We start from the raw sequence: 11,761 nt of genomic DNA, 5'->3' as shown, positions 1-11,761 counted from the left end.
GTGGTGGTGGGCGTCCTGGGCTGTGGTCTGGCCGGGCCACTTGCGGTAGAGGAGTCCGCACTCCTCGATGAACCATCCGGTGCTGACGGCGTTCAACGCCAGCAAGAGGCCGGTGTCCTCGGAGGACGGAAGCGCCATCCAGCCGCCCAACGCGGTCACGATGTCGCGCCGTGCGCACAACGTCGCCGGGTGCACCTGGGCCCTGTAGTTGTGTGTCCGCCACCGTTCGAGGACGGCGCCCTGTGCGATCGGGCCGGCGGGCGGGTCTCCTTCGAAACCGACGGTTGAGCCGTCCGGGAGTAGGTCGAGGACGCGTGATGTCGTCCAGGCGATGTCGCTCTGCTCGGTCAGGATGGTGATGTCGCGGAGCAGTGCCCCGGGTGTGAGCTTGTCGTCGGCGTCCAGGACCTTGACCAGGTCGCCGCGGGCTCGGGCGAGGGCCATGGTGCGGGCCATGCCGGCGCGGCCGTTTCTGCCCTGGTCGAAGCTGATGCGGGAGTCTTCGGGGACGTGGGGGCGTACGTCGTCCGTCTCGCCGTCCTCCTGGATGAGCCATTCCCAGTCCCAACCGGGGGGCATTTCCTGCTGGGTGAGCGACGAGTGGGCGTCGGCGAGATACGGTGCGGCCGGTCCGTGTACGGGCGTGATCACCGAGACAAGGCGCGTCATGCGACCGTTCACCACCTTTCCAGGGGGGTCACGCATTTCACGGCGTAGCGGTCGCCGGGCAGTACGACGTCTGCCACCTCCACGATCCGGCCGTTGATGTCGTAGAGGGTCTTTCGGACGTCCATGACCGCGATGCCTGGCATGAGGCCGAGTTCTTCGACCTCGTCGGATGTCGGGGGACGGGCGGTCACGACTTCCTCGACCCGGTCGACCTCGATGCCCACGGTGTGCAGCTGGTTCATGGTGCCGCCGGGCCATGGCTCCTGGGCCTCGTCAAGTAGGTCCGGGTTCTTCTCGGCGAGCGCGTAGGGGATGTAGGAGCGGGCTACGTTCAGCGGCTCGTCCTCGTTGACGCTGCGGGTGCGATACGTCCGCCTGAGTACGGCGGTGCCCGGCTCGACGTCCAGGGCTGCGGCCAGGGCCTCCGGGGCCTCGATCCGCTCGTACTCGGCGTTGAACGCCAACTGGGCGATGGTGAGGCCGGTGTCCCGCTCGGTGGCGCCGGTGGTGCTGCGCTCCTTCAGGTCGGCGCGGGCGCGGTCCTTCTCCCACTGATGACGGAGGTTGCTCCGTTCGGCGCGCTGGCGCTGCTTGCGTACGAAGTTGCCGAGACCGTGCCTCTTCTCGATCAGCCCTTCGGTCTGGAGTGCGCTCAGTGCCTGTCGCAGCGTGGGCAGGCTGACCTTGTACTCCGTGACCAGGGTCGTCTCCGCCGGCAGTCGGTCCCCGGGGGTGTACTCGCCGGACTCGATCCGGCGGCGCAAATCCTCCGAAACCTTCTCGTATCGCTTCGCCATCTGCGGCCTCCTTGCTTCGACACGCAGTCTAAGTCCTCTTGAGGACTTGACGAGTAGTCGGGGACTCTGCATAGTCATAGCAACTCCTAAAGAGGAGTTGAGGACAACAGCTCTGTAAGTGCTGGCTGAGTCAGCCCGTGTGAAAGTGAGATCCCCTGATGCGTCAGATCCCCGTCGACACCTCCGACGCCACGGCGATGGTTGCGCAGGCCCCGGAGCGGAAGATCCGTGACCGCCGTACCGGTGAGGTCGCCACCGACGCCGAGACCGGCGCGACGCTCATGACCGTGAGCGTGATGTTCGCCCTCCACGGTGACGTCGAGATCCTGAACGTCACCGTCCCCGAGACCGGCATCTCCGGTGAGCTGCCGATGGGCACGCCGGTCGCGCTCACGGGCCTGGTCGCCCGGCCTTGGGAAAACGAGTTCAACGGCCAGAAGCGCCACGGGATCGCCTTCCGCGCGGTCGCCGTGACCTCGCTGACCGCTGCGGCGTCGCAGGCGGCCTGATCATGACCCGCTTCGCGGTCGCTCTCGTGCTGGTCGTCGCCACCGTCGGTCTCCTGCGGTGGCGGCGCCCCGCCTGGTACTGGCTGACCTTCGGGATCACCCTCGCCCTGCTGCGGGTCCTGGTCCGCTACGGCTCGGTCATGGACGCCTGCGGCCTGACGGTCCCGCCGTCGCGCTGGCGCTTAGTCCTGGCCCGCGTGGCCAACCGGCCCGTTCCTGGCCCTCGGGCTCCGCGCATCCTGCGGGTGCGGCCGACCCGGACCGGCCTGGTGCTGCGGCTCAAGCTCCGGGCCGGTCAGGACGCCTTCGACGTCGCCGCCTCCTGTGACCGGCTCCGGCATTCGTTCGCCGTGTACGGAGTTACCTCGCGTGAGCTGCGCTCGGGCGTGGTCGAGATCCGTATGACCGGCTACGACGTGCTCAAGCGGGTGCAGATGCCGGCCAAGACCGACACCCGTCCGATGAGGGTTCCGGTCGCACTGCGGGAAGACGGCTCGGTCCACTACCGCGACTACCGGTCGATACCGCACGCCCTCACCCTCGGCGCCACGGAGTCCGGCAAGTCCGTCTACCAGCGCAACCTGGTGGCCGCGCTCGCCCCGCAACGGGTCGCCCTGGTCGGCATCGACTGCAAGCAAGGCGTGGAACTGTTCCCGCTGGCCCGCCGGTTCTCCGCGCTCGCCGACAACCCCGACTCCGCCGCCGAACTCCTCGATGCCCTCGTGGCCCGCATGGAAAGCGTCTATCAGCTCATCCGCGCCGAGCAGCGGATCACCGCTGACGTACCGGATGCGGAGATCGCCGCCGACATCTGGAGCCTGCCGGAAGAACTGCGGCCGGTCCCGATCGTCGTCCTGGTCGACGAGGTCGCCGAACTCGCGCTGTTCGCGAACAAGGAACAGGAAAAGCGCCGGGACCGGATCATCACCGCCCTGGTCCGCCTCGCCCAGCTCGGCCGCGCGGCCGGCATCTACCTGGAGATCTGCGGGCAGCGCTTCGGCTCCGAACTCGGCAAGGGCATCACCATGCTCCGCGCCCAGTTCACCGGCCGCACCGCCCACCGCGTCAACGACGAGACCAGCGCGAACATGGCCTTCGGCGACATCGCCCCGGATGCCGTGCTGGCCGCGATCCAGATTCCCACCGACACGCCCGGCGTCGCCGTCACCGGCGACTCGACCGGCGGATGGGCTCGCATACGCGCCCCGCACACCTCGCTCCGCCAGGCCGTGAACACCTGCAACCGGCACGCCCACCTGACCCCGGACCTGCCCGAACTCGCCCCGTTCCGGCCCGTCCTGCCCGGCGCCCCTGCGGCGGTCCCGGTCCCGCTGTCCAAGACGGCTCCTGCCACAGCCTGACCACGCCCGTAGAAGGGAGATCCCACCGTGTGCCCCGACTGCGACGACTTCGCCCGGACCGTGCTCCTCCTCGGGCAACTCGCCCTGTACGCCGACATGGCCGGCGCCGACCTGGACTTCGTGGAAGCCGTCAGCCCGTCCCTGGCCGCCTCGCTGCCCGAGCCGCCGCCCGGCACCTTTTCGCCCGGCTACGACCCGAGTGACGGCCCGGATTACCCCGGCGGGGACATCTGATGGCCCGCTCCGCGCTGCGCGTCGACGCGGTCCTCGTCCAGGCGGTCATTGCTGGCGCCCTGTCCTTCGCCCACCTGCACGACCTCGCCTCCGCGGCTGGACAGGACGGCTGGAAAGCCTGGGCCTACCCGGTCAGTGTCGACCTGCTCCTGGTCGCCGCCTGGCGTCGGCTCCGCACCGACGGACCGTCCCGGCTGGCCTGGTGCTGGTTCGTGGTCGCCCTCTTCGCCTCGCTCGGCGCCAACGTCGCCACCGCCGGGTTCCTCAACCTGGCCGACCCTCCCGCCCTGCTCCGCCTCGGCATCGCCGGATGGCCGGCCCTCGCCTTCCTCGGCGGCACCCTCCTCGCCCACTCCGCCGGGGACCGGGCGCCGATTCCGCCGGCCGCCACTGCCCCGGATGCGGCTCCCGAGACACGGCCCGAGACCGCTTCGGCTGCCGAGACACAGACCGAGACCGCGCCGGAACCGGCCGCCATTACCGAGCCGGAACCGGCCCCGGTCGTCCCCGCCGCCAACGAGCCTTCCCCGATCGCCCCGGCCGCGGACCCGTCTCCAGCATCCCGCCCGGCCCTGCCGGTCCCGGCCGCGCTCGTCGAGCACGCCCGGAAGGTCGCCGCCGACCACCAGGCCCGGACCGGTGCCCAGATCGACACCGACACCCTGCGCGCCCGCCTCGGCGTCCCGGCCCAGCTCGCCGACACCATCGCTGCCCACCTCGCCTGAGACACAAGGAGAACGCCCCATGCCCGCCCGCGACTTCTTCCACTCCGTGATGCGAATCGGCCCGGTGCAGATCGGCACCCACCGCGACCACTTCGGCGACACCAAGCACGCGGCCGTGTGCACCAACGACGGCTGCGGCTGGGCCTCGGACTACTCCAGCCGTTCCGCCGCCCAGCTCGCCGCCCGCACCCACCGCTGCCGCGCCTACTGACCGGAGGTCACAGCCATGGAGGTCCCCCTCTGGCTCGCCCTGCTCGTCGTCGGCTACCTCGGCATCAAGCTCTTCCGGCCGCCCGCCTGGCTGATCGCCCTGCTTCTGCTCGGCGGCTTCCTCCTCGCCGACAGCACGATCGCCCCCGCCATCAACGGCCTCATCAAGTAAGGGAGTCCGCACATGCTTCGACCGAAGATCCCCACCATGCCGACCCCCACCGGCATCGTCACCACGCCCGCCATCATCGAGCCAACCGCCATCACCCCGGCCGCCGCTCAGTTCCCGCCGCCGGCCCTCGTTGCCCCGGTGGCACCGTCCCGCCCGGTCATCGAGCTCACCCCCGGCACCGCGCTCGCCCTCGTCGGCGGCGGCACCGCCGTGGTCCTGGTCGTCGGCGCGGTCCTGGTCTCCATGCTGCTGGCCGTGGCCATAACCGGCATCTCCGTCGCCGTCTGCGCCGTGGTCCTGCGCTCGCTGATCAGCTCGCACCACAAGCGCCGCTGAGTGGCCCCCGGGGCGGCCTCAACCGCCAAGTCTCGTCCGCCCCGGGTGCCTTCCCACCTTCCAGATCCAATGGACCCGAAAGGGAAGCTCCATGATGCCCGACTTCACCCCGGTGTCGTGCCGGAACGTTCTCGTCCGTACCGGGGCGGTGATTGCGTGAAGACCATCACCACCTCGGCCCACCTGGAGCCGGACAGCACCATCCGGGTGAACGTGTTCGACAGCACGCCGGACGGTGGCAGCTTCGTCAGCCTACGTATCGGCGGCGAGCAGGTCGACATCGCGCTCCTCGCCCGACCGGGTACCGCCGGCGCCTTGCGCGCCCTCGCCCGTGCCGCCGAGGAAGCCGCCTCCGCGCTCGATGAGATCGCCGAATCCGCCTCGGGCGGTGCCGCATGACGAACTCCGCGACCTTCGCGGGCCTGGACCCGATCACCCTGGGGGACCTTCTCCGGGTAGCCGGATCCCCCGCCTTCGACCGCTGGGAAGACCAGGTCCGCCGTACCGGCGGCTGCGCCGACCCGATCCACCTGAGCGGCTGGGTGCTCCACAAGGACAAGACCACCGGCCAAACCCTGCACCGCTACTCGACCGAGGGTGAACCGGGCGGACGACTCCGCGTCGCCTGCGGCAACCGTCGGGCCTCCCGCTGCCCCTCGTGTGCCTGGACGTACGCGGGCGACACCTATCACCTCATCCGGGCGGGCCTCGCCGGTGACGACCGCCGGGACATCCCCGCCACCGTCCGCGATCACCCCCGCGTCTTCGCCACCCTCACCGCCCCCTCCTTCGGCCCGGTCCACAACCGACCCGACCACGGCGTCTGCCGCTGCGGCACGCACCACCCGGCCGACGATCCCGCCCTTGGCACCGCCCTCGACCCGAACACGTACGACTACGCGGGCGCCGTCCTCTTCAACAACCACGCCGGACAACTCTGGCAGCGCTTCACCAACCGTCTGCGCCGTGAGATCGCTGCCCGCGCCGGCCTCACCCAACGGGAGCTGAAGGAGCGCGCCCGGCTGTCGTACGGCAAGGTGGCGGAGTTCCAGAAGCGCGGTGCCGTGCACTTCCACGCCGTGATTCGCCTGGACGGACCCGACGGGCCGGACACTCCGCCGCCGTCCTGGGCCACCGTCGACCTCCTCACCGACTCGATCCGGGCCGCCGCCGCGCATTCCTACACCTCGGTGACCATCCCGGCCGCCGACGAGCAGCCCGTCCGCACGCTCCGCTGGGGCACGCAGCTCGACGTACGGCCGGTCAAGGCGTTCGGGGACTGCTCTGACCTGACCGAACAAGCCGTCGCCTCCTACGTCGCGAAGTACGCCACCAAGGCAGCCGAGAACACCGGCACCCTCGACCGGCGCATCGGTGAGATGTCCGAACTCGACCGCTCCGGCGTCCCCGACCACACCCGTCGCCTCGTCGCCGCGTGCAAGCTCCTCGACCCGCTCTACCCGGACCGGCGGCTGTGGGCCTGGGCGCACATGCTGGGCTTCCGCGGCCACTTCTCCTCGAAGTCCCGCCGCTACTCGACCACCCTGGGCGCCCTTCGCCAGGTACGCGCCGACTACCGCGCCGCGCAGGAACACGCCGCCCTCGGCCTGGACGACGCCGAGCCGGACACCGTCCTCGTCCTCGCCGACTGGCAGTACGCCGGCCACGGCCACACCCCCGGTGAATCCGCCCTCGCGGCCACGATCGCCCGGGACCTCCAGCTCAACCGGCAAACAGCCCGCGAAGTCCTGGCCGCGTTGCCCGTCGACGAGATGGAGGGGTGATCGTGGATCGACTGCTCACTGTGGACCAGGTCGCCGAATGCCTCGGCACGGGGGTTCGCTTCCCCCGGCGCCTTATCGAGGAGCGCCGCATCACCTTCGTAAAGGTCGGTCGGCACGTCCGTATCCCCGAGAGCGCCGTAGAGGCGTACGTGGATGCCAACACCGTGGAACCGGTCGCCCTGCGTCCCTCTGGATTCAGGAGGGCGGCCTGATGCCCGGCAAGCGCAAGTCCCGCCGCAACTTCGGGCGTGTTCGCAAGTTGCCGTCCGGCCGGTTCCAAGCTCGGTACCCGGGCCCTGACGGGGTGCTGCGTCCTGCCGACCGGACGTTTGCCACGTCGACCGACGCCGACCGCTGGCTCATGCGGAAGCGCATCGAGATCGAAGAGGGGCGCTGGCTCGACCCGGCGGAGGGACAGACGACCGTGCGGGAATGGGCTGCCCGGTGGCTCGCCGCTGTCTCCCCGCAGCTCAAGCACAAGACCCAGGCGTCATACCGGTCCCTGATCAACTCGCTGATCAATCCGGCGCTCGGAGATCGTGAGCTGGCCGGTCTCCGACCGATCACTATCGCTGAGTGGGTCGGCGGAATGAGGACCAAGGGCCTCAGCGCGTCGCGGATCAGGCAGGCGTACCGGGTGCTGTCGCAGATCATGCGGTCGGCCGTCGACAACGACATGATCCCGCAGACACCGTGCAGGGGTGTGAAGCTGCCCCGGATGCCGCAGACCGAGCCGCACATCCTCACGCCGCTGGAAGCCTCCCGGATCGTGCGGAACGCTGCCAAGCCGCATGACCTGCTGATCGCACTCCTGGCGTACGCGGGCCTGCGGGTCGGCGAGGCGTTCGCCCTCCGGCGCGCGGACATCGACGTGCCCGGCGGCCTCGTCCTGGTCGACGAGAACCTGGCCGAAGCGAACGGCGCCCTCGTCTTCGACACGCCCAAGTCTCACCAGAAGAGGCTTCTCCGGGTGGGCCCGTCCCTTGCGAAGCGGCTGGGAAAGTACCTGGAGGAACTGCCGGGCGGGGAGGACGCACTCCTGTTCACCACGCCTGCGGGAAAGCCGCTGCGCTACAACCAGTGGCGCAAGGCGTATTTCGACCCTGCGGTGTCGGCGGCCGGGCTGACCGACGTCACGCCGCACGATCTCCGCGCCTCGCACGGTACGTGGGTCGCCGACCGGTACGGCGTGATGACCGCGGCTCACCGGCTCGGCCACTCGAACGCGAGCGTCACGACCCGGCACTACGCCCGGCCGGTCGCCGGCCGCGATGACCAGGTGGCCGAAGCGGCGGACTCCTGGCTCAGCGGGCACGATCACGAGCCTGGGGCACGTAGCGGGCACGACGACGATGACGACGGGGCCGCTGGGGTTCCTGCACCCGTTTGACCTGCTGCGCAGCGGTCGGCGGTCATGATCGCCGAAAGGTCTTGAAAACCGTCGTGGCAGCGATGTCACCGTGGGTTCAAATCCCACCGCCTCCGCAGCGCTGAGCAGTGCGAACGGCCCCTGACCGGGACAGACGGTCAGGGGCCGTTCGCGTGGCCGGGGTTCAGGGGTGGTGGCCCGTCAGGCGGGCCGCTGAGGTGAGGGTGGCGCGGGCCTCGTGCTCGGTGAGGCCGGTGGTCAGGGCCGCGTCGAGCAGGGGGCCGTGCAGGGCGGGGCCGGTGCCGTTCTCGTAGGCCCGGCAGGCTGCCCAGAACAGGCGGGTGTTGCGCTGGCCCTCGTGCGCGCCGAGGACGAACTGGACGAGGCCGTGACCGTGCCGTCCGGCGCCCTGCGCCAGGGCGCGGCGGGGCGTGCGGGGCGGGGGCAGGAGCAGGCGCAGCAGGGGCGGTGGGCAGGGCGCGGGGACCAGGTGGGCGGTGCCGGGCGCGGTGGCGTAGGTGCCGTGCGCGGTGCGGGAGCCGGGGCCGACCAGGTAGCCGCCGGCGCCGCGGATGTCGATGCCGGGGGCGAGCCGGCCGGCCGAGTTGGGGACGACGGCGTCCGGCGGTCCGCTCAGCCACAGGTGGCGGCCCCCGCTGGGGGTCAGGACGACGACGGTGGCGGGCAGGGTGAAGCGGTGGCGGACGGCCAGCTCGCGCAGGGCCGCCGGGGCGTTCGTACCGGCCTTGGTGTCGAGGTCGACACCGATCAGGTGGTACGGGGGCAGGCCGCAGGCGATGCCGTAGCCGGTGGCGCGGGGTGCGGCGGCGAAGAGTTCACGGATGCGGGCGGGGTCGGTGGAGGCGTCGTACACGCCGTGGCCGAAGCGGCCGCACTCGCCGTGGCAGGGCGGGCGGGCCGGGACGGGGTCGTCGCGGTGCGGGGAGCGCAGGGCCGGGAGCTTTGTGCGGGACAGGGGGAGGACGGCCAGGCCGCGTTCGGCGGCTGACAGGGCGTGGGCGAGGGCCAGTGCCGTGGCCTGCCGGTCGGTGGTGGCCATGCCTTCATATTCGTACTGAGGTTCGGGGAAAGGAAGGGGCGGTCGTGTGGTGTGCCGGGGGCGCGCGGTTCGGCCGGTTTCCGCCGGGCGCTTGCCGAAACGCTTCACCCCTTGGCGCGCTTGATCCGGCAGGGGGCGCACCGTCGCCGGTCGGGGCGTTGAAGGCGGCAAAGGTGGTGAAAGGGGTTTATCGACATGTCCTCACGCTTGCGTGCGAATCGGGCCTACCGGGGTGGTTCGCCACGGACCCATGGGCAACTCTGATCTTGCGACGTCGTGAGAAACCGCCGGGGCGGTCGGCCGACCTCCCTGGTGAAAGCCGTAGTCCAGGTAGCTTCACGCAGCTTCACGTACTTCCGGCAGGCAGCCGGTGCGTACCTCTTACTGGAGGAGCAATATGGCAAGCATCCGTACCGCCCGCGTTCTCGCCGCCGTCACCGCCGTCCCGCTCGCGGCGGCTCTCTTCGCCGGCATCGCGGCGGCGGACACCGGCGCCCTCGCGGGCACCGGATCGAACGCGGGTGTCGCCGGTATCGTCGGCAGCGGAGTCGGCCACAACAACAGCGGCAACTCGTCCACCACCGGCCAGCAGGCGGTCGGCTCGGGTGCCTCGAACCAGAGCAACACCGCGCAGGTCAACGGCTCCGCGTTCACGGCCGTCCAGCAGGGCAACGAGAACGTCGCCGTCCACTTCACCCACCTCTGGTGAGCCCCGGCGGGCCGGCGCGCGCATTGGGGAGCCGCCGGCCCTGAGAGGTCCTGTGGGTGTGCTTGTGGGGATGCGACACACCACTGCGCGGCGGTGCCTCGGCGCCGCCGCGCAGGCGTTCCCGGTACTTCCACGGGGGGACCGTCCCGCGGTCACACCGCAACCACCCAGGGGTGAACCCGTACCCCGCTCCTCCTCCTGGTCCACCTTCAGGAGGTGAGGCCAGCCCCACCCCTACAACCTGAGTCGGACACCGCTTCGGGACCTGCGGGCGATCCGCCGCCGGGGTGAGCGCTCCTAGCGTGGAGGGCATGACCACACCCGTCTGCACCAGCGCGTCGACCGCCGCCGTCCCGGCCGCCCAGAGCCCGGCGTACCCGTCGTTCGCCTCGTACGTGCGGGCCCGCCAGCCGGTGCTGCTGCGCACCGCCCGGTCGCTGACCGCGAACCCGAGCGACGCGGAGGACCTGCTCCAGACCGCGCTCACCAAGACGTTCGTCGCCTGGGAGCGGATCGAGGACCACCGGGCGCTCGACGGCTACGTCCGCCGTGCGCTGCTGAACACCCGCACCTCGCAGTGGCGCAAGCGCAAGGTCGACGAGTTCGCCTGCGACGAGCTGCCCGAACCCGAGCCGCTGCCCGGCACGGCCGACCCCGCCGAGCAGCAGGCGCTGCGCGACGCCATGTGGCGGGCGATCACGAAGCTGCCCGCGCGGCAGCGGGCGATGGTCGTTCTCAGGTATTACGAGGACCTCTCCGAGGTGCAGACGGCCGAGGTGCTCGGCGTGTCCGTGGGCACCGTGAAGTCGGCGGTCTCCCGCGCGCTCGGCAAGCTCCGCGAGGACCCCGAGCTGGTGCGCGTGCGCTGACCGCCCGCCGCAGTGCTCCGCGGCCGGTCCGCCGCAGTGCTCCGCGGCCGGTCCGACGACAGGCCGGCCGACCACTGATCGATCACCCGGGCTAGTGACATACCGCGCGGTATGTGCGCAGAATCAGCGCACCCCCTACCACCGCGTAGGCCATGCGCCCCGGGAGGACGCCGTGCTGAGCACCATGCAGGACGTACCGCTGACCGTCACCCGCATCCTGCTCCACGGGACGCGTGTGCACGGACGGTCGCAGATCACCACCTGGAGCGGCGAGGGCGAACCGCGGCGGCGCAGCTTCGCCGAGGCGGGCACGCGCGCGGTACGGCTGGCGAACGCCCTGCGCGACGACCTCGGCATCCGCGAGGACGACCGGGTCGCCACCCTCATGTGGAACAACTGCGAGCACGTCGAGGCGTACCTCGCCGTCCCCGCCATGGGTGCCGTCCTGCACACGCTCAACCTGCGGCTGCCCGCCGAGCAGCTGACCTGGATCGTCGACCACGCCGCCGACCGAGTGATCATCGTCGACGGATCCCTCGTCCCGCTGCTCGCCCCCCTGCTGCCGCACCTGAAGACGGTCGAGCACGTCGTCGTCGCGGGTGCCGGCGACCGCGCCCCGCTGGACGGCGCGCGCGTGCGGGTGCACGACTACGAGGAACTGATCAGCGGCAGGCCGGACACCTACGACTGGCCGGAGCTGGACGAACGCCGGGCCGCCGCCCTGTGCTACACCTCCGGCACCACGGGCGATCCCAAGGGCGTGGTCTACAGCCACCGTTCGATCTACCTGCACTCCATGCAGGTCAACATGGCCCAGTCCATGGGCCTGACCGACCAGGACACCTCCCTGGTCGTGGTCCCCCAGTTCCACAACTGTGAGCGCAAAGGGGCATCCCCACCAGGGCCAGTATCACGGCCCTACGACACACGGCGCCCCCGCCGGGAGAGATCCCCGAC

At 70.9% G+C, this 11,761-nt stretch carries 17 protein-coding genes; 14 read left to right on the top strand and 3 right to left on the bottom strand.

Annotated elements, in window-relative coordinates; genetic code table 11:
* Both ABZ719_RS36400 and ABZ719_RS36395 read right to left on the bottom strand, forming a co-directional pair.
* Positions 1–669: glycosyltransferase family A protein (locus ABZ719_RS36400; protein ID WP_366729454.1), on the bottom strand; the 669-nt coding region annotated here is incomplete at its 3' end.
* A gap of 8 nt (positions 670–677) precedes the next feature.
* Complete coding sequence (locus ABZ719_RS36395; RefSeq protein WP_366729453.1) at positions 678–1,466, bottom strand: GntR family transcriptional regulator; 789 nt, start codon at positions 1,464–1,466, stop codon at positions 678–680.
* Positions 1,467–1,624: 158 nt separating this feature from the next.
* On the opposite strand from ABZ719_RS36395, the gene ABZ719_RS36390 reads away from it, so the two are divergent.
* From ABZ719_RS36390 to ABZ719_RS36340, 11 genes are all read left to right on the top strand, one after another.
* Complete coding sequence (locus ABZ719_RS36390; RefSeq protein WP_360966738.1) at positions 1,625–1,975, top strand: hypothetical protein; 351 nt, start codon at positions 1,625–1,627, stop codon at positions 1,973–1,975.
* Between the two features lie 2 nt (positions 1,976–1,977).
* Positions 1,978–3,336 (top strand): FtsK/SpoIIIE domain-containing protein, encoded by a 1,359-nt coding sequence (locus ABZ719_RS36385; RefSeq protein ID WP_366729452.1) that lies wholly within the window; start codon positions 1,978–1,980, stop codon positions 3,334–3,336.
* Positions 3,337–3,363: 27 nt separating this feature from the next.
* Positions 3,364–3,570, top strand: coding sequence for a hypothetical protein (locus tag ABZ719_RS36380; protein ID WP_366729451.1), 207 nt, complete (start codon positions 3,364–3,366; stop codon positions 3,568–3,570).
* Entirely contained in the window at positions 3,570–4,295 is a 726-nt protein-coding gene (locus ABZ719_RS36375; RefSeq protein ID WP_366729450.1) for a DUF2637 domain-containing protein, read from the top strand. The genes ABZ719_RS36380 and ABZ719_RS36375 overlap by 1 nt, the downstream gene beginning before the upstream one ends.
* 19 nt (positions 4,296–4,314) lie before the next feature.
* Positions 4,315–4,506 carry a mobile element transfer protein gene (locus tag ABZ719_RS36370; RefSeq protein WP_366729449.1) on the top strand — a complete coding sequence of 64 codons (192 nt, stop codon included), beginning with the start codon at positions 4,315–4,317 and terminating at the stop codon, positions 4,504–4,506.
* A gap of 15 nt (positions 4,507–4,521) precedes the next feature.
* Positions 4,522–4,677 (top strand): hypothetical protein, encoded by a 156-nt coding sequence (locus ABZ719_RS36365; RefSeq protein WP_366729448.1) that lies wholly within the window; start codon positions 4,522–4,524, stop codon positions 4,675–4,677.
* Positions 4,678–4,689: 12 nt separating this feature from the next.
* Positions 4,690–5,013, top strand: coding sequence for a SpdD-like protein (locus ABZ719_RS36360; protein ID WP_366729447.1), 324 nt, complete (start codon positions 4,690–4,692; stop codon positions 5,011–5,013).
* A gap of 156 nt (positions 5,014–5,169) precedes the next feature.
* Positions 5,170–5,412, top strand: coding sequence for a hypothetical protein (locus tag ABZ719_RS36355; protein WP_366729446.1), 243 nt, complete (start codon positions 5,170–5,172; stop codon positions 5,410–5,412).
* The gene (repSA, locus tag ABZ719_RS36350; protein ID WP_366729445.1) at positions 5,409–6,797 is read left to right on the top strand and encodes a replication initiator protein RepSA; all 1,389 of its coding nucleotides are present in this window, start codon (positions 5,409–5,411) and stop codon (positions 6,795–6,797) included. Before ABZ719_RS36355 ends, repSA begins: the two co-directional genes overlap by 4 nt.
* Positions 6,797–7,009, top strand: coding sequence for a helix-turn-helix domain-containing protein (locus ABZ719_RS36345; protein ID WP_366729456.1), 213 nt, complete (start codon positions 6,797–6,799; stop codon positions 7,007–7,009). Before repSA ends, ABZ719_RS36345 begins: the two co-directional genes overlap by 1 nt.
* Positions 7,009–8,187, top strand: coding sequence for a site-specific integrase (locus ABZ719_RS36340; RefSeq protein ID WP_366729444.1), 1,179 nt, complete (start codon positions 7,009–7,011; stop codon positions 8,185–8,187). The genes ABZ719_RS36345 and ABZ719_RS36340 overlap by 1 nt, the downstream gene beginning before the upstream one ends.
* Before the next feature lie 163 nt (positions 8,188–8,350).
* On the opposite strand, the gene ABZ719_RS36335 is transcribed toward ABZ719_RS36340, so the two are convergent.
* Positions 8,351–9,226: a bifunctional DNA primase/polymerase gene (locus tag ABZ719_RS36335; protein ID WP_366729443.1), complete on the bottom strand. Its 876-nt coding sequence runs from the start codon at positions 9,224–9,226 to the stop codon at positions 8,351–8,353.
* A 397-nt stretch (positions 9,227–9,623) separates the two neighbouring features.
* Between ABZ719_RS36335 and ABZ719_RS36330 the strand changes: the two genes are divergently transcribed.
* The 3 genes from ABZ719_RS36330 to ABZ719_RS36320 all read left to right on the top strand — a co-directional run.
* Positions 9,624–9,935 (top strand): hypothetical protein, encoded by a 312-nt coding sequence (locus tag ABZ719_RS36330; protein WP_366729442.1) that lies wholly within the window; start codon positions 9,624–9,626, stop codon positions 9,933–9,935.
* 311 nt (positions 9,936–10,246) lie between these two features.
* Complete coding sequence (locus ABZ719_RS36325; protein ID WP_037856374.1) at positions 10,247–10,804, top strand: SigE family RNA polymerase sigma factor; 558 nt, start codon at positions 10,247–10,249, stop codon at positions 10,802–10,804.
* A 184-nt stretch (positions 10,805–10,988) separates the two neighbouring features.
* On the top strand, positions 10,989–11,761 hold a 773-nt coding region (locus ABZ719_RS36320; RefSeq protein ID WP_366729455.1), incomplete at its 3' end, for an AMP-binding protein.

The organism is Streptomyces sp. NPDC006743 (assembly GCF_040703815.1).
Lineage (GTDB): Bacteria > Actinomycetota > Actinomycetes > Streptomycetales > Streptomycetaceae > Streptomyces.
The sequence above is the reverse complement of the archived record's forward strand: the minus strand, read 5'-3'. Positions and strand labels throughout refer to the sequence as shown.